The organism is Streptomyces lavendulae subsp. lavendulae (assembly GCF_002803845.1).
In the GTDB taxonomy this organism is placed as follows: Bacteria; Actinomycetota; Actinomycetes; order Streptomycetales; family Streptomycetaceae; genus Streptomyces; species Streptomyces lavendulae.
On the sequence record NZ_CP024985.1, the window covers coordinates 5,386,258 to 5,407,767 of the forward strand.

A 21,510-nucleotide genomic window follows, 5' to 3' on the forward strand; every position below is an offset into this window, starting at 1 on the left:
ATGAAACGTACACTTCGCGCCCCGCCGACGCCCCCTTACGCTCGAAGGACCGCACCCGCAGGACCACCAGAAGGGCACCCCCCCATGAGCACGCAGCCGCGCGGCCCCGTCGACTCCTCCCGCATCCCGCGCTACGCGGGCCCGGCGACCTTCGCCCGGCTGCCCCGCCTCGACGAGGTCGGCTCCGCCGACGTCGCCGTCGTCGGCGTGCCCTTCGACTCCGGCGTCTCCTACCGCCCCGGCGCCCGCTTCGGCGGCAACGCCATCCGCGAGGCCTCCCGCCTCCTGCGCCCGTACAACCCGGCCCAGGACGCCTCCCCCTTCGCGCTCGCGCAGGTCGCGGACGCCGGTGACATCGCGGTGAACCCCTTCAACATCAACGAGGCCGTCGAGACGGTCGAGGCCGCCGCCGACGAGCTCCTCGGCAACGGCTCCCGCCTGATGACCCTCGGCGGCGACCACACCATCGCCCTCCCGCTGCTCCGCTCCGTCGCGAAGAAGCACGGCCCGGTCGCCCTGCTCCACTTCGACGCCCACCTGGACACCTGGGACACCTACTTCGGCGCCGAGTACACCCACGGCACCCCGTTCCGCCGCGCCGTCGAGGAGGGCATCCTCGACACCGAGGCGCTGTCCCACGTCGGCACCCGCGGCCCGCTGTACGGCAAGCAGGACCTGGACGACGACGCCAAGATGGGCTTCGGCATCGTGACCTCGGCGGACGTGTACCGCCGCGGCGCCGACGAGGTCGCCGACCAGCTGCGCCAGCGCATCGGCGACCGTCCGCTCTACATCTCCATCGACATCGACGTGCTCGACCCGGCCCACGCGCCCGGCACCGGCACCCCCGAGGCGGGCGGCATGACCTCCCGCGAGCTCCTGGAGATCATCCGGGGCCTGTCCTCCTGCAACCTCGTTTCCGCCGACGTCGTCGAGGTCGCCCCGGCGTACGATCACGCGGAGATCACCTCGGTCGCGGCCTCGCACACCGCGTACGAGCTCACCACGATCATGAGCCGTCAGATCGCTGCCTCCCGGCAGGACCGCTAGGCACGACGCGGCGGCGCAGGCGAAGGGCGAAGAAACACCGTGACGCACGACCACGACCTGGTACTCCGCCCCACCGAGGCCCAGACGGCGGCCGCACTCGCGCCGCCGCCGGGCCGCACGGGCGGGGACCTGGTCGTGGAGACGCTGCGCGGACTCGGCGCCACCACCGTCTTCGGCCTCCCCGGCCAGCACGCGCTCGCCCTCTTCGAGGCGGTCGGCCGCTCCGACCTGCGCCTGATCGGCCTGCGCACGGAGAACAACGCGGGCTTCGCCGCCGACGGCTACGGCCGCCTCACCGGCGAGGCCGTCCCGCTGCTCCTCTCCACGGGGCCGGGCGCCCTGATGTCCCTGCCGGCCCTCGCCGAGGCGGCCGCGGCCTCCGCGCCCGTCCTCGCGATCTCCTCCCAGGTCCCGTCCCCGGGCCTGGGCGGAGGCCGGCGCGGCCACCTGCACGAGCTGCGCGACCAGTCCGCCTCCTTCCGGGACGTGGTCAAGTCCGTCCACACCGCCCGGACCCCCTCCCAGATCCCGTCCGCCGTCGCGGCGGCCTGGGAATCGGCCCTCACGGTCCCCTTCGGCCCGGTGTGGGTGGAGATCCCGGAGGACGTGCTCCGTGCGGAAACGGTCATCCCACAGGTCACGGGCATGGACGCGACCCCGCACGAGGCGGCTCCCCGCCCCGAGCTCACGGCCCTCGCCGCGCACTGGCTCTCCCACGCCTCCCGCCCGGTGATCGTCGCGGGCGGCGGAGTGATCCGCGCGGACGCGGCGGGCAAGCTCAGGCAGCTCGCGGAGCTGCTCGACGCCCCGGTCGTCACCACCTTCGGCGGCAAGGGCGCCTTCCCCTGGACGCACCCGCTGTCGCTGCAGTCCTGGCTGGAGGACCGCCACACCACCGACTTCCTGGAGGACGCGGACGTCGTCCTGGTCGTCGGCTCCGGCCTCGGGGAACTCTCCTCGAACTACCACACGTTCTTCCCCACGGGCCGGGTCATCCAGATCGAGGCCGACCTCGGCAAGCTGGAGTCCAACCACCCCGCCCTCGGCATCCACGCCGACGCCCGCCTCGCCCTCCAGGCCCTCCTGGAAACGGTGACCCCCCGGGAGGACCCGGGCGCCCCCGAGCGGGTCGCGTCCCTGCTCGCCGCGGTCTCGGACCGCCTCGCCGCCCAGGACCTCACCCTGGAGCAGGAACTCCTGACCGCGGTCCGCGCGGCCCTGCCGCCCCGCTCCCCGTCCTTCTGGGACATGACGATCCTGTCCTACTGGGCCTGGTCCGCCTTCGACCCCAGGCACCCGAACACCATGCACTCCGCCCAGGGCGCCGGCGGCCTCGGCTACGCCTTCCCGGCGGCCCTCGGCGCGGCCGTCGCGGAGCCGGACACCCCGGTCCTCGCGGTGTCGGGCGACGGCGGGGCCATGTACTCGATCGCCGACCTGGCCACCGCCCGCCAGCACGACCTCGACGTCACCTGGCTGATCGTCGACGACGGCGGCTACGGCATCCTCCGCGAGTACGGCTGCGCCACCGGCACCGACCTCACCCGCCCCGACTTCGCCGCCCTGGCCGCCTCCTTCGGCGTCCCGGCGACCGTCACCACCCCGGAGACCCTCCGCGCGGACCTCACCCAGGCCCTGAAGACCCCGGGCCCCTCGGTGGTCGTCCTCCCCACCACCCTGAAGATGTTCGCCCCGACCCACCTCTGACACCGCCGCGGCGCCCACCGGCGTCGCCCACGACCGCCCCCGGCGTCCCCGAGCCCCGCTCGACACCCGGTCGGGTCACGCTCGCGCGCCGCCCCCGTACGGCCGTGCGATTGTTGCGGCGGGATGAAATCCGCCGGTCGGAGCGTTGGGGTGGCGGCAGGACAGGACCTACGGGGAGGTATCACGTGACGGCGGCCGGCGGGAAACAGGGCTGGGGCAGGCGGCTCGCCGCCTACACCTGGCGGTACAGGCGCAACGTGCTGCTCGCGCTCGGGTCCTCGCTGGCCGGCATGGCCGTCATGGCCCTCGTACCGCTCGTCACCCGCGTGATCATCGACGACGTCGTCGGGAACAAGACCAAGGACATGGCCCCCTGGGCCGGCCTGTTCATAGCCGCCGCCCTGCTCGTGTACGTCATGACGTACATACGCAGGTACTACGGCGGCCGCCTCGCCCTCGACGTCCAGCACGACCTGCGCACCGACATGTACGACACGATCGCCCGCCTCGACGGGCGGCGTCAGGACGAGCTGTCCACCGGGCAGGTCGTCGGCCGGGCCACCAGCGACCTCCAGCTGATCCAGGGCCTGCTGTTCATGCTCCCCATGACCATCGGGAACTTCCTCCTCTTCGGGATATCCCTCGGCGTCATGCTCTGGCTGTCCCCGCTGCTGACCCTGGTCGCGCTGCTGATGGCCCCCGCGCTCTGGTTCATCGCCAAGCGCAGCCGCAAGAAGCTCTTCCCCGCCACCTGGTACGCCCAGGCCCAGGCCGCCGCCGTGGCCACCGTCGTCGACGGCGCCGTGACCGGCGTCCGCGTCGTCAAGGGCTTCGGGCAGGAGGAACAGGAGACCGGCAAGCTCCGCGAGGCCGGCCGCAGGCTGTTCGGCGGCCGGATGCGCGCCATCCGGCTGAACTCCCGCTACACCCCCGCCCTCCAGGCCGTCCCCGCCCTCGGGCAGGTCGCGATGCTGGCCCTCGGCGGCTGGATGGCCACCCGGGGGCAGGTCACCCTCGGCACCTTCGTCGCCTTCTCCACCTACCTCGCCCAGCTCGTCGGCCCCGTCCGCATGCTCGCCATGATCCTCACCGTCGCCCAGCAGGCCCGCGCCGGTGCCGAGCGGGTCTTCGAGCTCATCGACACCGAGCCCGTGATCCGGGAGGGCACCCGCGAGCTGCCCGCCGACGCCCCCGCCACCGTCGAGTTCGACGACGTCCGCTTCGGCTACGACCCCGATCGGCCCGTCCTCGACGGGTTCTCGCTCACCCTCGCCGAGGGCGAGACCGTCGCCGTCGTCGGCTCCTCCGGCAGTGGCAAGTCGACCGTGGCCCTGCTCCTGCCCCGCTTCTACGACGCCGACCACGGCGCCGTCCGCGTCGGCGGCCACGACGTCCGCGAGCTGACCTACGACTCCCTGCGCGCCGCCATCGGCCTGGTCCCCGAGGACTCGTTCCTCTTCTCCGACACCATCCGCGCCAACATCGCCTTCGGCCGCCCCGACGCCTCCGACGAGGACGTCCGCGCCGCCGCCCGCGCCGCCCAGGCGGAGGGCTTCGTCGAGGCCCTCCCCGCCGGGTTCGACACCCGCGTCGGCGAACAGGGCCTCACCCTCTCCGGCGGCCAGCGCCAGCGCATCGCGCTGGCCCGCGCCATCCTCACCGACCCCCGGCTGCTCCTCCTCGACGACGCCACCTCCGCCGTCGACGCCCGCGTCGAGCACGAGATCCACGAGGCGCTGCGGGCCGTCATGGCGGGCCGCACCACCCTCCTCATCGCCCACCGCCGCTCCACCCTCGCGCTGGCCGACCGGATCGCCGTACTGGACCACGGGCGGCTCGCCGACATCGGCACCCACGAGGAGCTGGAGCACCGCTCCGAGCTGTACCGCAGGCTGCTGACCGACCCGGACGCCCTCGGCGCCGCCTCCCCGAGCACCCCCGACGCACCGGCGATGGCCGAGTTCGAGCGGGACATCGAGCGGGACCTGGAACTCGAAGCGGAGATCGACTCCGAGCCGGTCAACGCCAAGCGCCGGGTCGCCGACGGGGTCACCCCCGAGCTCTGGCGGCGCGAGGACAGCCGCGGGTCCGCCACCTCCCCCGCCGCCCCGGGCATGCCCGCCACCCCCGAACTCCTCGCCCAGGTGGCGGCCCTGCCGCCCGCCGACGACGAACCCGCGGTGGACGAGGCGCGGGCCGCCGCCGCCGAGGACAGCTACGGACTGCGCCGCCTGCTGCGCGGCTTCTGGGCGCCGCTCGCCATCAGCCTCGGCCTCGTCACCCTCGACGCCGGCTCCGGACTGCTGCTGCCCGTCCTGATCCGGCACGGCATCGACCAGGGCGTCGAACAGGCCGCCCTCGGAGCCGTCTGGGTGGCCTCCGGCCTCGCCCTGCTGCTCGTCCTCGGCCAGTGGGCCGCGCAGTTCGCCGAGACCCGGATGACGGGCCGCACCGGCGAGCGCGTCCTGTACGCCCTGCGCGTCAAGATCTTCGCCCAGCTCCAGCGCCTCGGCCTGGACTACTACGAGCGCGAGCTCACCGGCAAGATCATGACCAGGATGACCACCGACGTGGACTCCCTGTCCAGCTTCCTGCAGACCGGGCTCGTCACCGCCGTCGTCTCCGTCCTCACCTTCTTCGGGATCCTCGTCGCCCTGCTCGTCCTCGACGTCGAGCTCGCGCTGATCGTCTTCGCCACCCTGCCCGTGCTGGTCCTCGCCACCGTGGTCTTCCGCCGCAAGTCGGTCGCCGCGTACGAGCTCGCCCGCGACCGGGTCAGCGTGGTCAACGCCGACCTCCAGGAATCCGTGGCGGGCCTGCGCCTCGTGCAGGCCTTCCGCCGCCAGTCCACCGGCGCCGCCCGCTTCGCCGAGCGCAGCGACTCCTACCGCCAGGCCCGGGTGCGCGGCCAGTGGCTGATATCCGTCTACTTCCCCTTCGTGCAGCTGCTGTCCTCCGGCGCGGCCGCGGCCGTGCTGATCGTCGGCGCGGGCCGGGTGGGCGCGGCCACCCTCACCACCGGCGCGCTGGTCGCCTACCTGCTGTACATCGACCTCTTCTTCGCCCCGGTCCAGCAGCTCTCCCAGGTCTTCGACGGCTACCAGCAGGCCACCGTCTCCCTCGGCCGGATCCAGGAGCTGCTGCGCGAGCCCACCACCACCCCGCGCCCCGCCGCCCCCGTGGAGGTGCCGAAGCTGCGCGGCGAGATCGCCTTCGAGGACGTGCGCTTCCGGTACGGCACCGCCGAGGAGCGCGGGGAGAAGAGCGAGGCGCTGGCCGGGATCAGCCTGCGGATACCCGCCGGGCAGACCGTCGCCTTCGTCGGCGAGACCGGGGCCGGCAAGTCCACGCTGGTCAAGATGGTCGCCCGGTTCTACGACCCGACCTCCGGCCGGGTCACCGCCGACGGCGCCGACCTGCGGGAGCTGGACCTGACGGAGTACCGCCACCGCCTCGGCGTGGTCCCCCAGGAGCCCTACCTCTTCCCGGGCACGGTCCGCGACGCCATCGCCTACGGGCGGTCCGGCGCGAGCGACGCCGAGGTGGAGGCCGCCGCCCGTGCGGTCGGCGCCCACGAGATGATCGCCACCCTCGACGGAGGCTACCTGCACACCGTCGCCGAGCGGGGCCGCAACCTCTCGGCGGGCCAGCGCCAGCTGATCGCGCTGGCCCGCGCCGAGCTCGTCGACCCGGACGTCCTGCTCCTCGACGAGGCCACCGCCGCCCTGGACCTGGCCACCGAGGCGCAGGTCAACCAGGCCACCGACCGGCTGGCGGGCAGGCGCACCACCCTGGTCGTCGCGCACCGGCTGACCACGGCCGCCCGCGCCGACCGGGTGGTGGTGATGGACCGCGGCCGGGTCGTCGAGGACGGCAGCCACCTCGAACTGCTGGCCCGCGGCGGCCGCTACGCCGAGCTGTGGCGGACCTTCGCCGGGGAGGACGAGCCCGCGGCGGCCGCGTGAGGCGGTCCGCTCAGAGCTCGCCGAACAGCAGGTTGCCGGGGGCGTCCTCGTCGTCCCCGGTGTAGTACTCGCGTACGGCGTCGAGGAGTTCGTCCAGCGACAGGTAGCCGTCGTGGTTCTTGTCGATCCTCGCGAAGAGGGCGTCCGCGTCGGCGGGCTCCAGCCTGGTGTCGAAGGCCAGCTGCGCCCGGTGGAACTCCTCGGGGCTGATCTGCCCGTCGCCGTTGGTGTCGGCGACGGTGAGGATCGCCTTCATCATCGGCCGGAAGGACTTCTCGTACGCCGGGCCGCCGTCCTTGTAGAGCCGGGTCATGCCGTCGCGGTACTGCTGCGGCGTGAGCTTCTGGTCCTCGCCGACGCCCAGCTCGTTGAACAGGTCCACCCAGAAGTCCGTGAGGCCGCGGAACACCTCGGCCGCCTTGGGGGAGGTGGCCGGCTCCGACAGCGCCGACAGCAGGCGGGAACCGAGCGCGATCATGTCCTGCTCGTCGATCACGCCGTTGGAGTCCGCGTCCAGGTGCGCGAACGCGCGCTCCAGCTTCCGGTCGAGCAGGTCGTTCGTCATGTCAGATGTCCTTCACGGCTACCACGGCAACGGTGAGCGGTCGCTCGGCCACCTAGCGTAATCTCTTCGTCGATCGTGAACTCCCGCTCTCCCGCCGGGGGCTCGTGGATGCACTCGTACGAGCTATGGCCGGGCCCGGACGTGCGGCCCGCCCCGGGGTGGTCGTCGCGCGCAACCTTCCGTCGCGTCCGCGCGTCGTACGTGCGTACGTGTCACGTACGACCGATCGGGGGGTCAGGGTGCTGCGGCAGGGGCGGAAGGTGCGCGAGGTGCGGGATGTGAAGGGGTGCGGCCGGGGGAGGTTCGTGTCCCTGGGGGCGTTCGGAGCGGCGCTGTCGCTCGTCGTGGGAGGGCTGTTCGCGGCTCCTGCGGCGCAGGCGGCGACGGGCGGTTGCGAGGGCAAGATGGTCAAGGCGCTGCCCTTCGTCACCGGCGAGGTGCGCGTGTACAAGGGGCGGGACCGGGTGTGCGCGGTGACGGTGGCCCTGCGGGCCGGGGAGCGCCGGCACATGTCGGTCAGCATTCAGCCGCGTGGTGGCGTCCCGGTGGGCGATGCGGGGCAATTCACCCGGTACGCGGGCCCCGTCAGCGTGGGCGCAATCAACCGATGTGTGTATGTAAAGGGCGGAGTGGCGGCCGGATCCGTCGATTCCGGCTGGATCCTGTGCTGAGCTCGCGGCCCAACTGGGACTGTTCATGGGCGTGTTGACCCCGCTAGGTTCACGGCGACCACAGTGAACTCAAGGGGAGGGTGAATGCGCAAGACGCTCGGATGGCTGCTGTCGCTCGTGGTGCTGATCGGCACCATGGGTGCGGCCGGCGCCACGGCACAAGCGGCCACCGCCGCGGGGCCTGCCGCCGCCACGGACATCAAGGACCAGATCCTCAGCATTCCGGGGATGAGCCTGATCGAGGAGAAGCCGTACCCGGGGTACCGCTTCTTCGTACTGCACTACGAGCAGCCGGTCGACCACCGGCAGCCGTGGAAGGGCACCTTCAAGCAGCGCCTGACCCTGCTGCACAAGGACGTCTCCCGGCCCACGGTGTTCTTCACCTCGGGCTACAACGTCAACACCAGCCCGCGCCGCAGCGAGCCGACGACCATCGTCGACGGCAACCAGATCTCTCTGGAGTATCGATTCTTCACCCCCTCCCGGCCCGACCCGGCCAACTGGGGGAACCTGGACATCTGGCAGGCCGCCAGCGACCAGCACCGCATCTTCACCGCGCTGAAGAAGGTCTACCCCAAGAACTGGCTGGCCACGGGCGGCAGCAAGGGCGGTATGACGGCGACGTACTACGAGCGCTACTACCCGCGTGACATGGACGGCGTCGTCGCGTACGTCGCCCCCAACGACGTCGTCAACAAGGAGGACTCGGCCTACGACCGGTTCTTCACCAAGGTCGGCACCAAGGAGTGCCGCGACAAGCTGAACAACGTGCAGCGCGAGGCCCTGATCCGCCGCGAGCCGCTGGAGGCCAAGTACACGGCCGCCGCCGCCGCGAACGGCTGGACCTTCAACACGGTCGGCAGCCTCGACAAGGCCTTCGAGGCCGTCGTCCTCGACTACACCTGGGCCTTCTGGCAGTACAGCCTGCTCTCCGACTGCGCGGCCATCCCGACCGCCGCCACCGCGAGCGACCAGGAGATCTGGGACACCGTCGACACCATCTCCGGCTTCTCGGCCTACGCCGACCAGGGCCTGGAGACCTACACGCCGTACTACTACCAGGCCGGCACCCAGCTCGGTTCGCCCGACATCAAGCAGCCCCACCTCAAGGGCCTGAGCCGCTACGGCTACCAGCCGCCGCGCAACTTCGTGCCCCGCGACATCCCGATGACGTTCCAGCCGGGCGTCATGGCGGACGTGGACAACTGGGTCCGCAACAACGCGAACCAGATGCTCTTCGTCTACGGGCAGAACGACCCGTGGGGCGCCGAGCCCTTCCACCTCGGGTACACCGTGCGCGACAGCTACGTGATGATCGCGCCGGGCGCCAACCACGGGGCCAACGTCGCCAAGCTCCAGGAGGGCGAGAAGGCCCTCGCGACCGCGAAGATCCTCCAGTGGGCCGGGGTCGCACCCGCCCAGACCCTGTCCGGGCGGGCCCAGGCCCCCGCGCCGCTGGCCGCGCCGGACCCGGTGCTCGACCAGGTCGACCTGAGGCACGAGCCGCAGCTGCGGCCGTAGTCCCCGGGAGCTACGGGGCCACGGGCGGGTACGACAGCCCGTGGCCCAGGGGGTAGCGGCCCGGGACGGGGACCGGGAGGCGGCCGGCGGGCCGCCTCGCTCCCGTCAGCACCCGGGCCGCCGCCCGCATCTCCACGTCCGTCCAGGAGTACGTCGCCAGCTCGGCCGCGCACCGCGGCAGCCGCGCCGGGTCGTACGGGTTGCGGATCGCCACCAGCACCACCGGGACGCCCGTCGCGATCAGGTCCGCCACCAGCGCGTGCTGCGGACTCTCGCCCTCCGGGACGTTGTACGTGCACACCAGCACCGCCGCGTGGCCCGGGGCCGCCGCCACCGCCCCGGCGGGCGCGAGCGCCGTCGCCCGGCAGCCCAGGGCCGTCAGTTCCCGCGCCAGGACCTCCGTGGGGGGTCCGGTGGTACCCGTGGGGGAGACCGGGTCGGTCCCGGTGACCAGCAGCCTCGGCCCGGCCGCCGCGTCCAGCGGCAGCAGGCCCAGCGGATTGGCCAGCAGGGTGGTCGTGGCCGCCGCGATCGCGTCCGCCGCCGCCAGGTGCCCGTCCGTGCCGACCTTCGCGTCCACCCGGGCCGGGGAGGTGTACGGATCCTCGAACAGGCCGCGGCGGGACTTGAGTTCCAGGATCCGCAGCACCGACTCCTCGATCCGCTCCCGCGTCAGCTCGCCCGCTTCCACCGCGGCCAGCACGCTGCGCTGCGCGAGGGCGAGGTCCGGGGCGTTCAGCAGCTGGTCGCAGCCCGCCTTCAGGGCCAGTACCGGGACCCGGTCGTCCCCGTACTTCTGGCGGACCCCCGCCATGTCGAGGGCGTCCGTCACCACCACCCCCCGGAAGCCGAGGCGTTCGCGCAGGATGCCGGTGACGATCGGCCGCGAGAGGGTCGCCGGATCCCCCGAGGGATCGAGCGCGGGGAAGACGATGTGCGCCGTCATCACGGCGTCCACGCCCGCCTCCACCACCGCCCGGAACGGCGGCTCGTCCAGCTCCTCCCACTGCGCGCGGGTGTGCCGCATCACCGGTAGCCCGACGTGGCTGTCGGTCTCCGTGTCCCCGTGCCCCGGGAAGTGCTTGGCCGTCGCGGCCACCCCGGCCTCCTGGTAGCCGCGCACCTGGGCCGCGGCCAGGGCCGCCACCGCCTGCGGGTCCGCGCCGAAGGACCGTACGCCGATCACCGGATTGGCCGGGTTCACGTTCACGTCCGACACCGGGGCGTAGTCCTGCCGGACGCCCAGCGCCGCCAGCTCGGACCCCGCCACCCGGGCCGCCCGGCGGGCGTCGGCCGTGGCCCCGCCCGCGCCCAGCGCCATCGCCCCCGGCAGCAGGGTGGCAGGCCGGCCGATCCGGGCGACGGCCCCGTGCTCCTGGTCGGTGGAGAGCAGCAGCGGGACCCCGGCGCCCGAGCCGAGCGCCGCCCGCTGGAGGCCGTTCGACAGCTCGGCGATCCGGTGCGGGGTCCGGGTGTTGTGGGCCCAGCCGAAGTAGACGACCCCGCCCAGGCGGTAGCGGGTGACTACCTCCGCGGCCGTGCGCACCCCGAACTGGGCCAGGTTCAGCTCGGCGTCCGCCGCGTCGGGATCGGTCGCGGAGTGTCCGTAGGCCCGGGACACGAACAGCTGCCCCACCTGCTCGGGCAGGCTCATCCGGGAGACCGCCGCGCGCAGCCGGGCCCGGTCCGGGAAGCCGCCCAGCGGCTCCCCCGGGGGGCGGGAGTCGTCCGGTGCGGCGCCGCGCGGGCCCACGGCGGCGGAGGAGGCCGCGGCGGCCGTGACGGCGGCCATGGCGGCGGCGGCGAGCAGGGCCCGACGGGAGGCGTGGTACGGCACCCGCCGGACCCTACTGGCGGGCCGCGCCGTCCGCCCGGGGGACACTCGGCAGGTCCCCCGGAAGGGGGGCCGCGGCGGGCCAGTGCGCCTGGAGGGCGCGCACCGCCTCGGTGATCGCCGGCCGGCGCGCCGCCCCCGTCCGCCACAGGGCGTACAACCGGCGTACGGGGCCCGGCTCCAGCGGCACCGCCACCGCGCCCGGCGGCAGTGCGCCCGTCCCCAACCTCGGCACGACGGCGATGCCCAGCCCGGCCGCGACCAGCGCCACGATGGTGTGGTTCTCCTCGGCCACATGTGCGATGTCCGGCTCCAGCCCGGCCGTGCGCAGGGTCCGCACCAGCCAGTCGTGGCAGACCCGGCCGGGCGGCTGGCACACCCACCGCTGCCCCGCCAGGTCCGTCCGGCGCACCGCCGCGCGGGTGGTGAAGGGGTGCCCGGCCGGGACCACCAGGTCGCACCGGTCGTCCCCGATCACCGCCTGCTCCACGCCCTCGGGGGCAGGCAGCGGGGCGATGTCCCAGTCGTGCGCCACCGCCAGGTCGGTGACCCCGCGGGCCACCAGGTCCACCGAGAGGTGCGGATCCACCTCCGTGAGGCGTACGTCCAGCGCGGGATGCCGGCGGGCAAGGTCGGCCAGCACCCTCGGCAGCAGACCGCGCGCCGCCGAGGCGAACGCGGCCACCGTCAGCAGGCCGCTCGGCCGTCCCCGCCGCTCCTCCAGGGTGGTCTCCGCCCGCTCCACGATGGCCAGCAGTTCCCGCGCCGTGTCGGCCAGGTGCCGGGCCTCCTCGGTGAGGGCGACCCCGCGGCCGCGCCGTTCCAGCAGCGTGGTGCGGGTCTCCCGCTCCAGCTTCGCGATCTGCTGGGAGACCGCGGAAGGGGTGTAGCCGAGGGCGGCCGCGGCGCCGGCGACCGAGCCGTGGACGGAGACGGCGTGCAGGGCGCGCAGCCGGGAGAGGTCGAGCATGCGGCCAATCGTAAGCATCGCTTCATCCAACGGGGAAGGAATCCGTGCTGGTGCTACATGGTCGGGGTCGCCGATGCTCGGGGCATGCGTCCCGTACACACCGCACTCGCCGTACTCGTCGCCGCCGTCTGGGGCTTCAACTTCGTCGTCATCGAGATCGGCCTCGGCCACTTCCCGCCGCTGCTGCTGTCCGCCCTGCGCTTCCTCGTCGCCGCCCTGCCCGCCGTGTTCTTCGTCGGGCGCCCCAAGGTCGCCTGGAAGTGGATCCTCGGGGTCGGCGCGGCCCTCGGCATCGCCAAGTTCGGGCTGCTGTTCACCGGCATGGCCGCCGGGATGCCGGCCGGACTGTCCTCCCTGGTCCTGCAGATCCAGGCCGTCTTCACCGCCGTCCTCGCCGCCGTCGTGCTGCGCGAGCGGCCCGGCCCGGTCCGGCTGCTGGGCATGGCCGTGGCCCTGGCCGGGATCGGGGTCGCCGCCGTGGACCGGGGCGTCTCGGGACCGGCCACCGGCTTCGTCCTGGTCGTCGCGGCCGCCGCCTGCTGGGGCGTGTCCAACGTGCTCACCCGCAAGGCCGCCCCGCCGGACGCCCTGAACTTCATGGTGTGGGTGTGCACCGTCCCCGTGATCCCGCTGTTCGCGCTCTCGCTGCTGCTGGAGGGGCCCGACCGGGACCTGGCCGCGCTGCGCGCCCTGGACTGGTCGGGGGTCGCCGTCATCGGCTACGTCGCCTGGGTGTCCACCGTCTTCGGCTTCGGGGCCTGGGGCTACCTGCTGCGCCGCTACCCGGCCTCCTCCGTGGCGCCGTTCTCCCTGCTGGTGCCGGTCTTCGGGATGTCCTCGGCCGCCCTGGTGCTCGGCGAGGGGATCTCGGGGCCGCGCTGGCTGGCGGCGGTGCTGCTGGTCGGCGGCGTCGGCCTGACCTCCCTGGCCCCCGCGCGGGCCGGCCGGCGGGCCGCCGTCAGCGCGGGGCGTCCTCCCGCAGCGCCAGCCGCCAGTCCTGCCCCGTGAGGTCGGCCCCGTACGAGCGGTGCGCGCGCTCTGTGACCAGGGTGAACCCGGCCCGCAGATAGAGGGAACGGGCCGAGACCAGCACGTCGTTGGTCCACAGCACCAGCTCGCGGTAGCCCACCGAGCGGGCGAAGGCGACGACGGCGTCCACGAGCCGGGCGCCCACCCCCAGGCCGCGCGCGGCGGGCTCCACCAGCAGCAGCCGCAGCCGGGCGGTGCCGGGGGCGCCCTCCTCGCGCACGCACATCACCGAACCGACCGGGCGGCCCTCGTGCTCGGCGATCCAGACCCGCTCCAGGTAGGGGTCGTGGTCCCCGGCGAAGTCCGCCACGATCCGGGCGACCAGGCCCTCGAACTCCTGGTTCCAGCCGTACTCGGCCGCGTAGAGCGCGCCGTGGCGCTGCACGATCCAGCCCAGGTCGCCGGGCTCGGGATCCCGCAGCCGCACCGGCCGGCCGGGGCTGTCCTCAGGGAGCGCAGGGGGCTTCATGGCGCCCGAGGATAGCGCGCGGCGCCGACCGGGGGGACGGCCCTTACGCCCCGGTCCGCGCCGCAGGCGCTACTTCTTGCCGCCGCCCAGGATCTGGCCGAGCAGGTCGCCGAGCCCGCCGCCGCCGGCGCCCGCCGCCGGGGCCGCGCCGGGGGCCGGGGCGCCGCCCGCCGACGGGGCGCCGCCCGCGCCCGCCTTGCCCTCCGCGGCGCGCTTGGCGAAGACGGCCAGCACCACAGGGATCAGCACCTCGATGACCCGGCTGACGGTCGCGGCCGGGATGCCGGTCTTCTTCGCGACGGCGTTGGCCACGGGCTTGCTCACCTTCGCCAGCACCCCGGCCATCATGCCGCCGCCGAGCAGGCCGCCGAGGCCGCCGAGGGTGGCCACGCCCTGCAGCGGGGGCTCGGCCGCCTCCGCGACGGCCTGGCCCACCTCGCCGTCCTCGCCCTCGGCCGCGGCCTTCTCCTGGAGGCCCCCGGCCATCGCTCCCACGGTCTCGCTGACCGCGGCGCGCGCGCCGTCCGTGTCGGTGCCGAGCAGCCCCGCGATCTCGGTCAGCTTCTCGTCGCCGAGCTCGCCCAGCACGTCGTCCTGGAATGAAGATTCGCTCATGCCGGAAACGCTACGTCCGTCCCGATTCGCTGGCACCTTGGGTAGGCGTTTGGTAACGGAAAGGCAAATCCGGCGATCGGAGTGCAACCCTGCGGGCCGATCGCGGGTCGTATGGTGCGTCGGCACTTCCGGGAGGGGATCTGGGGGGATCGGGAAGTCCGACGAGGGAGGGGTAACCGTGAGGGGGTCCGGCCGCGAGGCCGGACCCCCTTTCGTTCGCCTCCCGTCGGCTCCTTCTGTCCACAGGCACCGGCCGCCTGTCGGCGCCTGCCGGTAGTTTCGTGCCATGACAACCAACGGGGCGGTGCAACTGGCGGTGGTCGAGGGGGTGCTGGAGCGCATCACCTACGCCAACGAGGAGAGCGGGTACACGGTCGCCCGGGTCGACACCGGCCGCGGCGCGGGAGACCTGCTGACCGTCGTCGGATCGCTGCTCGGCGCGCAGCCCGGCGAGTCCCTGCGCATGGAGGGCCGCTGGGGCTCGCACCCCCAGTACGGCAAGCAGTTCAGCGTCGAGAACTACTCCACGCTGCTGCCCGCCACCATCCAGGGCATCCGCCGCTACCTCGGCTCCGGCCTCATCAAGGGGATCGGCCCGAAGATCGCCGACCGGATCGTGGAGCACTTCGGCACCGACACCCTCGACGTCATCGAGGCCGAGCCCAAGCGCCTGATCGAGGTCCCGGGCCTCGGCCCCAAGCGGACGAAGATGATCGGCGCCGCCTGGGAGGAACAGAAGGCCATCAAGGAGGTCATGGTCTTCCTTCAGGGCGTCGGCGTCTCCACCTCCATCGCCGTGCGGATCTACAAGAAGTACGGCGACGCCTCCATCTCGGTGGTCAGGAACCAGCCCTACCGGCTCGCCGCCGACGTGTGGGGGATCGGCTTCCTCACCGCCGACCGGATCGCCCAGGCCGTCGGCATCCCGCACGACAGCCCCGAGCGGGTCCGCGCCGGGCTCCAGTACGCCCTGTCCCAGTCCACCGACCAGGGCCACTGCTTCCTCCCGGAGGAACGGCTGATCGCCGACGGGGTCAAGCTGCTCCAGGTGGACACCGGCCTGGTCATCGAGTGCCTGGCCGAACTCGCCGCCGATCCGGAAGGCGTCGTACGGGAGTCCGTGCCGGACCCCCAGGGCGGCCCGGACCCCCTCACCGCCGTGTACCTGGTGCCCTTCCACCGGGCGGAGCTGTCGCTGGTCGGGCAGGTCCGCCGGCTCCTGAACGCCGAGGAGGACCGGATGCCCGGCTTCCGGGACGTGGACTGGGACAAGGCCCTCGGCTGGCTGGCCGGGCGCACCGGGGCCTCCCTCGCCCCCGAGCAGCGGGACGCGGTCCGCCTCGCCCTCACCCGCCGGGTCGCCGTCCTCACCGGCGGGCCGGGCTGCGGCAAGTCCTTCACCGTGCGCTCGATCGTGGAGCTGGCCCGGGCGAAGAAGGCCAAGGTGGTGCTCGCCGCCCCCACCGGCCGGGCGGCGAAGCGGCTGTCGGAGCTGACGGGGGCGGAGGCCTCCACCGTGCACCGGCTGCTGGAGCTGAAGCCGGGCGGGGACGCGGCGTACGACCGGGACCGGCCCTTGGACGCCGATCTCGTCGTGGTGGACGAGGCCTCGATGCTGGATCTGCTCCTGGCGAACAAACTCGTCAAGGCCGTGGCCCCGGGCGCGCACCTGCTGCTCGTCGGCGATGTGGACCAGCTCCCCTCGGTCGGGGCGGGAGAGGTGCTGAGGGACCTGCTGGCCGAGGGCGGCCCGGTCCCCGCCGTCCGCCTGACCAGGATCTTCCGCCAGGCCCAGCAGTCGGGCGTGGTCACCAACGCGCACCGGATCAACACCGGGGTCCCGCCGATCACCGACGGGCTGCCGGACTTCTTCCTCTTCCCCGAGGAGGACACCGAGGCGGCCGGCCTGCTCGCCGTCGACGTGGCCGCCCGTCGAATTCCGGCCAGATTCGGTCTGGATCCGCGGCGTGACGTCCAGGTACTGGCCCCCATGCACCGCGGCCCGGCCGGCGCCGGGAACCTCAACGGACTGCTCCAGCAGGCGATCACCCCGGCCCGGCCCAACCTGCCCGAGAAGCGGTTCGGCGGCCGGGTCTTCCGGGTGGGTGACAAGGTCACCCAGATCCGCAACAACTACGAGAAGGGGGCCAACGGCGTCTTCAACGGCACCGTGGGCGTGGTCACCGCGCTTGACCTGGACGAACAGCGGCTGACCGTCAGGACGGAGGAGGATGAGGAGGTGGGGTACGAGTTCGCGGAGCTCGACGAGCTCGCGCACGCCTACGCCGTCACCATCCACCGTTCCCAGGGGAGTGAATATCCGGCCGTCGTGATCCCGGTCACCACCGGGGCTTGGATGATGCTCCAGCGAAATCTGCTCTACACGGCGGTGACCAGGGCGAAGAAACTGGTCGTCCTGGTCGGGTCCCGCAAGGCCCTCGGGCAGGCGGTGCGTACCGTTTCCGCAGGCAGGAGGTACACGGCGGTCGCCGCCAGGCTGTCCGGTCGGATACCGGTGGGAAACATCACCTAGATGATCGATCATTTTGGGTATCCGCCACCGGGGTGGAGGGGGCAGGATGAGCAGGTTGAAGGCACTCAGTGCCGTCAAATAGACCAAAGGCCGACCCCGAGTGCACTTTCCTGCGCCAAATGGGGGAAGGTAGAGGCAGTCAGGGCACCTCGAAGAAGAGGCACTACGTCGGTGAGGGATGACGTGAGCGACAACTCTGTAGTACTCCGGTACGCGGACGGTGAATACACCTACCCGGTGGTCGAAAGCACTGTCGGTGACCAGGGCTTCGACATCTCGAAGCTGAGGGCCCAGACCGGGCTCGTCACGCTGGACAGCGGCTACGGAAACACCGCCGCCTACAAGTCCGCGATTACCTACCTCGACGGCGAGCAGGGCATCCTGCGCTACCGCGGCTACCCGATCGAGCAGCTGGCGGAGCGCTCGACCTTCATCGAGGTCGCCTACCTGCTGATCAACGGTGAGCTGCCGACCGTCGACCAGCTCGCGTCGTTCCGCAACGAAATCACCCAGCACACGCTGCTGCACGAGGACGTCAAGCGGTTCTACGACGGCTTCCCGCGCGACGCGCACCCGATGGCGATGCTGTCCTCCGTGGTCAGCGCGCTGTCGACGTTCTACCAGGACAGCCACAACCCGTTCGACGAGAAGCAGCGCCACCTCTCGACGATCCGCCTGCTGGCCAAGCTCCCGACGATCGCCGCGTACGCGTACAAGAAGTCGGTCGGCCACCCGGTGGTCTACCCGCGCAACGACCTCGGCTACGTCGAGAACTTCCTGCGCATGACCTTCTCCGTGCCGGCCCAGGAGTACGACCTGGACCCGGTCGTGGTCTCGGCGCTCGACAAGCTGCTGATCCTGCACGCGGACCACGAGCAGAACTGCTCGACCTCCACCGTGCGCCTGGTCGGTTCCTCGCAGGCGAACATGTTCGCCTCGATCTCCGCCGGCATCTCCGCCCTGTGGGGCCCGCTGCACGGCGGCGCCAACCAGTCCGTCCTGGAGATGCTGGAAGGCATCAAGAACGACGGCGGCGACGTCGACGCCTTCATCCGCAAGGTGAAGAACAAGGAGGACGGCGTCCGCCTGATGGGCTTCGGGCACCGCGTCTACAAGAGCTTCGACCCCCGGGCGAAGATCATCAAGGCGGCGGCGCACGACGTCCTCTCGGCGCTCGGCAAGAGCGACGAGCTGCTGGACATCGCGCTCAAGCTGGAGGAGCACGCGCTCGCCGACGAGTACTTCGTCTCGCGCAACCTCTACCCGAACGTGGACTTCTACACCGGTCTGATCTACCGGGCCATGGGCTTCCCGACCGAGATGTTCACCGTGCTCTTCGCGCTCGGCCGGCTCCCCGGCTGGATCGCCCAGTGGCACGAGATGATCAAGGAGCCCGGCTCCCGCATCGGCCGCCCGCGCCAGATCTACACCGGCGAGGTCCTGCGCGACTTCGTCCCCGTCGAGGCCCGCTGACCGCGAGCCCGCGCGGCCTGAGCGTACGAAAAGCGCCCCGCCGTCGATCCCCCCACGGGTCGACGGTCGGGGCGCTTTCCTTTTCCCCGGCAGCGGATTCCCCCCACGGGATCCGCGCCGGGGCGTCGGTGTGTGCCGGGACCCGTTCGGGTCGGGAGGGCCGCTCAAAGCTTCCCGAGGGCACGCGTCCCGGCCGGCAGATGCCCAGGACGTCCCCCAAGACCTCCGTGAAACGTCCCCCAAGACGTTTCTGGCATCGCCCTATTAGACCCGTGTCGACCCCGGATGGTTACGTTGCGATCACTGTGATCTGCGTCTCCAGTGAAGGAAGTGTGGAGGGCCGGGGGAGGAGGGGCACTAGCGGAAGGACCGCAGCCGCAGGCTGTTGGTGACCACGAAGACCGAGGAGAAGGCCATCGCGGCCCCCGCGATCATCGGGCTGAGCAGCCCGGCGGCCGCCAGCGGCAGCGCCGCCAGGTTGTAACCGAAGGCCCAGAAGAGGTTGCCCTTGATGGTGGAGAGGGTGCGGCGGGAGAGCCGGATCGCGTCCGCCGCCACCCGCAGGTCGCCCCGTACGAGGGTCAGGTCCCCGGCCTCGATGGCCGCGTCGGTGCCGGTGCCCATGGCCAGGCCCAGGTCCGCCTGGGCCAGCGCGGCCGCGTCGTTGACCCCGTCGCCCACCATGGCGACCGTACGGCCCTCGGACTGGAGGCGGCGGATCACGTCCACCTTGTCCTGGGGGAGCACCTCTGCGATGACCTCGTCGATGCCCACCTCGCGGGCCACCGTCTCGGCCACGGCCCGGTTGTCGCCGGTCAGCAGGACCGGCGTCAGCCCCAGGGCGCGCAGCCGGGTCACGGCCTCGGCGCTGGTCCCCTTGACCGCGTCGGCCACGCTCAGCAGCCCGCGGGCCGTTCCGTCCCAGGCCACCAGCACGGCCGTGGCTCCGGCGGCCTCGGCGGCCTCCTTGGCTTCGGCGAGCGCGGCGGGCAGCGCCACCGACCGGTCGGCCAGCAGCCGTTCGCGCCCCACGAGGACGGCGTGTCCCTCGACGGTGCCCTCGACGCCGAGCCCGCCGTGGTTGCGGAAGCCCTCGGGGACCGGCAGCCCGCCGGTGGCGTCCGCGGCCGCCGCGGCGACGGCCCGCGCGATCGGATGCTCGGAGAAGTGCTCCAGGGCCCCGGCCAGGCGCAGCAGTTCGCCGGGGTCGACCCCCTCGGCGGGGAGGGCGGCCGACAGGGTCATCCGGCCGGTGGTGACCGTCCCGGTCTTGTCCAGGACGACGGTGTCCACCCGGCGGGTCGACTCCAGCACCTCGGGTCCCTTGATCAGGATGCCGAGCTGGGCGCCCCGCCCGGTGCCGACCATCAGCGCGGTGGGCGTGGCCAGCCCCAGGGCGCACGGGCAGGCGATGATCAGGACGGACACGGCGGCGGTGAAGGCGGCGGTGGCGTCGTCGGTGATGAGCAGCCAGGCGACCCAGGTGCCGAGGGCGAGGAGCAGGACGACGGGGACGAACACGCCGGCCACGCGGTCGGCGAGCCGCTGCACCGCGGCCTTGCCGTTCTGCGCGTCCTCGACCATCTTGGCCATCCGGGCGAGCTGGGTGTCGGCCCCGATCCGGGTGGCCTCGACGACGAGCCGGCCGGAGGCGTTGACCGTGGCGCCGGTCACGGCGTCCCCGACGGCCACCTCGACCGGGACGGATTCCCCCGTGAGCATCGAGGCGTCCACGGCGGAGGAGCCCTCGACGACGGTGCCGTCGGTGGCGATCTTCTCGCCGGGGCGGACGACGAACCGGTCGCCGACCGCGAGCGCGGCGACCGGGATGCGGACCTCCCGGCCCGCACGCAGCACCACCACGTCCTTGGCGCCCAGTTCCAGCAGGGCCCGCAGGGCGGCCCCGGCCTTCCGCTTGGAGCGGGCCTCCAGGTAGCGGCCGAGCAGGATGAAGGTGACGACTCCGGCCGCGACCTCCAGGTAGATGGCTGAGGAGCCGTCGGAGCGCGAGACGCCCACGTCGAAGCCGTGCCGCATGCCGGGCATGCCCGCGTGCCCGAAGAACAGGGCCCACAGCGACCAGGCGAAGGCGGAGAGGGTGCCGATGGAGACCAGGGTGTCCATGGTGGCCGCGCCGTGCCGCAGGTTCGTCCAGGCGGCCTTGTGGAAGGGGAAGCCGCCCCAGACGACCACGGGTGCGGCCAGGGTCAGCGAGAGCCACTGCCAGTTGTCGAACTGGAGGGCCGGGACCATCGCGAGCACGACGACGGGCACGGCGAGGACGGCGGACACCAGCAGCCGCTGCCGCAGCGCGGCCGGCTCGGGGTCGCGCCCGGCGGGCGCTTCCGCTTCCCGTTCCGGTCCGGCCCCGTCGGCCGCCGCAGGGGGCGGGGGCGCGGGCTCCTCGGCGGTGTACCCGGTCCTGACGACGGTCGCGATCAGGTCGGCGACCCGCACGTCCCCCGTGCAGGAGACGTGGGCCTTCTCGGTGGCGTAGTTCACCGTGGCCTCGACGCCGTCCATCCGGTTGAGCTTCTTCTCGATCCGGGCGGCGCAGGAGGCGCAGGTCATCCCGCCGATCGTGAGCTCGACCGCCGTTATGGGCCCGTCGTGCACTGTGCTGGTCATGTTTCCGGCTCCAGGGGGAGGGCCGGCCCGTACGGGACCAGTATGAGCTGGCCGGTACGGACCGGCTGGGTGCTGCGGGCGGGCGGGGTCCGGCTCAGACCCGGCCGGCGAGCTCGTAGCCGGCCTCGTCCACGGCGGCGCGGACGTCCTCCTCGGCGAGCGGGGCGGCGGAGACCACGGTGACCTCACCGGTGGCGGCGGCGGCCTTGACCGAGGAGACGCCCGCCAGGGCGGTCAGCTCGGCGGTCACGGCGCCCTCGCAGTGCCCACAGGTCATTCCGGTGACCTTGTACACGGCGGTGGTCTGGGTGTCCGTCTCGGCGGTCATGTCGTTCTCCTTCGTCGGGGTGTCTCTCTGTTTCCAGATTATACCCCTAGGGGGTATTGAGCGAGCATCTGGCGGGACTTGGCGGGATCCCAGTGAAACGTGCGGGGGGCAAGATCGCCGCAATCCCAGTAAACGGCGTGTACAGGGCATAG

The 21,510-nt window shown here is 72.7% G+C and carries 14 protein-coding genes and 1 pseudogene; 8 read left to right on the forward strand and 7 right to left on the reverse strand.

The genetic code is table 11. From position 1 onward, the window contains the following. Positions 1 to 84 precede the first annotated feature (84 nt). The 3 genes from speB (at position 85) to SLAV_RS23940 (ending at position 6,722) form a co-directional block, all read left to right on the forward strand. Positions 85 to 1,050, forward strand: coding sequence for an agmatinase (speB, locus tag SLAV_RS23930; RefSeq protein ID WP_030229497.1), 966 nt, complete (start codon positions 85 to 87; stop codon positions 1,048 to 1,050). 39 nt (positions 1,051 to 1,089) lie between these two features. Next, a complete protein-coding gene (locus SLAV_RS23935) occupies positions 1,090 to 2,757 on the forward strand; it encodes a thiamine pyrophosphate-binding protein (protein ID WP_030229498.1) in 1,668 nt (555 codons plus the stop codon). Positions 2,758 to 2,942: 185 nt separating this feature from the next. Further along, positions 2,943 to 6,722, forward strand: coding sequence for an ABC transporter ATP-binding protein (locus tag SLAV_RS23940; RefSeq protein WP_030229500.1), 3,780 nt, complete (start codon positions 2,943 to 2,945; stop codon positions 6,720 to 6,722). A gap of 10 nt (positions 6,723 to 6,732) precedes the next feature. Here the strand turns inward: SLAV_RS23940 and SLAV_RS23945 are convergent, their stop codons facing one another. Then, positions 6,733 to 7,287: an EF-hand domain-containing protein gene (locus tag SLAV_RS23945; RefSeq protein WP_030229502.1), complete on the reverse strand. Its 555-nt coding sequence runs from the start codon at positions 7,285 to 7,287 to the stop codon at positions 6,733 to 6,735. A gap of 305 nt (positions 7,288 to 7,592) precedes the next feature. Here SLAV_RS23945 and SLAV_RS23950 point away from each other — a divergent pair, with 305 nt between their 5' ends. Continuing rightward, on the forward strand, positions 7,593 to 7,958 hold the full coding sequence (locus SLAV_RS23950; protein ID WP_051840803.1) for a hypothetical protein: 366 nt from the start codon (positions 7,593 to 7,595) through the stop codon (positions 7,956 to 7,958). A gap of 84 nt (positions 7,959 to 8,042) precedes the next feature. Continuing rightward, on the forward strand, positions 8,043 to 9,479 hold the full coding sequence (locus tag SLAV_RS23955; protein WP_030229506.1) for an alpha/beta hydrolase family protein: 1,437 nt from the start codon (positions 8,043 to 8,045) through the stop codon (positions 9,477 to 9,479). A gap of 10 nt (positions 9,480 to 9,489) precedes the next feature. On the opposite strand, the gene SLAV_RS23960 is transcribed toward SLAV_RS23955, so the two are convergent. Both SLAV_RS23960 and SLAV_RS23965 read right to left on the reverse strand, forming a co-directional pair. Then, complete coding sequence (locus tag SLAV_RS23960) at positions 9,490 to 11,271, reverse strand: glycoside hydrolase family 3 protein (RefSeq protein WP_051840804.1); 1,782 nt, start codon at positions 11,269 to 11,271, stop codon at positions 9,490 to 9,492. Between the two features lie 55 nt (positions 11,272 to 11,326). Further along, positions 11,327 to 12,283: a LysR family transcriptional regulator gene (locus SLAV_RS23965; RefSeq protein ID WP_030229510.1), complete on the reverse strand. Its 957-nt coding sequence runs from the start codon at positions 12,281 to 12,283 to the stop codon at positions 11,327 to 11,329. Positions 12,284 to 12,367: 84 nt separating this feature from the next. Between SLAV_RS23965 and SLAV_RS23970 the strand changes: the two genes are divergently transcribed. Beyond that, the gene (locus SLAV_RS23970; RefSeq protein ID WP_030229513.1) at positions 12,368 to 13,291 is read left to right on the forward strand and encodes an EamA family transporter; all 924 of its coding nucleotides are present in this window, start codon (positions 12,368 to 12,370) and stop codon (positions 13,289 to 13,291) included. On the opposite strand, the pseudogene SLAV_RS23975 reads toward SLAV_RS23970, so the two are convergent. Together SLAV_RS23975 and SLAV_RS23980 are read right to left on the reverse strand one after the other, a co-directional pair. After that, positions 13,242 to 13,739, reverse strand: a pseudogene (locus SLAV_RS23975) (GNAT family N-acetyltransferase); the annotation flags it as partial. The gene SLAV_RS23970 and the pseudogene SLAV_RS23975 sit on opposite strands and share 50 nt — an antisense overlap. 111 nt (positions 13,740 to 13,850) lie before the next feature. Next, on the reverse strand, positions 13,851 to 14,396 hold the full coding sequence (locus tag SLAV_RS23980) for a DUF937 domain-containing protein (protein ID WP_037687113.1): 546 nt from the start codon (positions 14,394 to 14,396) through the stop codon (positions 13,851 to 13,853). Between the two features lie 286 nt (positions 14,397 to 14,682). On the opposite strand from SLAV_RS23980, the gene recD2 reads away from it, so the two are divergent. Both recD2 and SLAV_RS23990 read left to right on the forward strand, forming a co-directional pair. Next, positions 14,683 to 16,929, forward strand: a complete 2,247-nt coding sequence (gene recD2 / locus SLAV_RS23985; RefSeq protein ID WP_030229518.1) for an SF1B family DNA helicase RecD2 — start codon at positions 14,683 to 14,685, stop codon at positions 16,927 to 16,929. 183 nt (positions 16,930 to 17,112) lie between these two features. Further along, a complete protein-coding gene (locus SLAV_RS23990) occupies positions 17,113 to 18,402 on the forward strand; it encodes a citrate synthase (RefSeq protein ID WP_030229520.1) in 1,290 nt (429 codons plus the stop codon). Positions 18,403 to 18,759: 357 nt separating this feature from the next. Here SLAV_RS23990 and SLAV_RS23995 read toward each other — a convergent pair whose 3' ends face one another. Both SLAV_RS23995 and SLAV_RS24000 read right to left on the reverse strand, forming a co-directional pair. Beyond that, positions 18,760 to 21,030 carry a heavy metal translocating P-type ATPase gene (locus SLAV_RS23995; RefSeq protein WP_030229522.1) on the reverse strand — a complete coding sequence of 757 codons (2,271 nt, stop codon included), beginning with the start codon at positions 21,028 to 21,030 and terminating at the stop codon, positions 18,760 to 18,762. Positions 21,031 to 21,124: 94 nt separating this feature from the next. Then, complete coding sequence (locus tag SLAV_RS24000) at positions 21,125 to 21,358, reverse strand: heavy-metal-associated domain-containing protein (RefSeq protein ID WP_030229524.1); 234 nt, start codon at positions 21,356 to 21,358, stop codon at positions 21,125 to 21,127. Positions 21,359 to 21,510: the final 152 nt, after the last annotated feature.

Excerpts from the sequence above, each read along its gene's own strand:
- speB (WP_030229497.1), top strand. The coding sequence starts at position 85 with ATGAGCACGCAGCCGCGCGGCCCCGTCGACTCCTCCCGCATCCCGCGC.
- SLAV_RS23945 (WP_030229502.1), bottom strand. The coding sequence starts at position 7,287 with ATGACGAACGACCTGCTCGACCGGAAGCTGGAGCGCGCGTTCGCGCAC.
- SLAV_RS23955 (WP_030229506.1), top strand. The coding sequence starts at position 8,043 with ATGCGCAAGACGCTCGGATGGCTGCTGTCGCTCGTGGTGCTGATCGGC.
- SLAV_RS23960 (WP_051840804.1), bottom strand. The coding sequence starts at position 11,271 with ATGGCCGCCGTCACGGCCGCCGCGGCCTCCTCCGCCGCCGTGGGCCCG.
- SLAV_RS23965 (WP_030229510.1), bottom strand. The coding sequence starts at position 12,283 with ATGCTCGACCTCTCCCGGCTGCGCGCCCTGCACGCCGTCTCCGTCCAC.
- SLAV_RS23970 (WP_030229513.1), top strand. The coding sequence starts at position 12,368 with ATGCGTCCCGTACACACCGCACTCGCCGTACTCGTCGCCGCCGTCTGG.
- SLAV_RS23980 (WP_037687113.1), bottom strand. The coding sequence starts at position 14,396 with ATGAGCGAATCTTCATTCCAGGACGACGTGCTGGGCGAGCTCGGCGAC.
- recD2 (WP_030229518.1), top strand. The coding sequence starts at position 14,683 with ATGACAACCAACGGGGCGGTGCAACTGGCGGTGGTCGAGGGGGTGCTG.
- SLAV_RS23995 (WP_030229522.1), bottom strand. The coding sequence starts at position 21,030 with ATGACCAGCACAGTGCACGACGGGCCCATAACGGCGGTCGAGCTCACG.
- SLAV_RS24000 (WP_030229524.1), bottom strand. The coding sequence starts at position 21,358 with ATGACCGCCGAGACGGACACCCAGACCACCGCCGTGTACAAGGTCACC.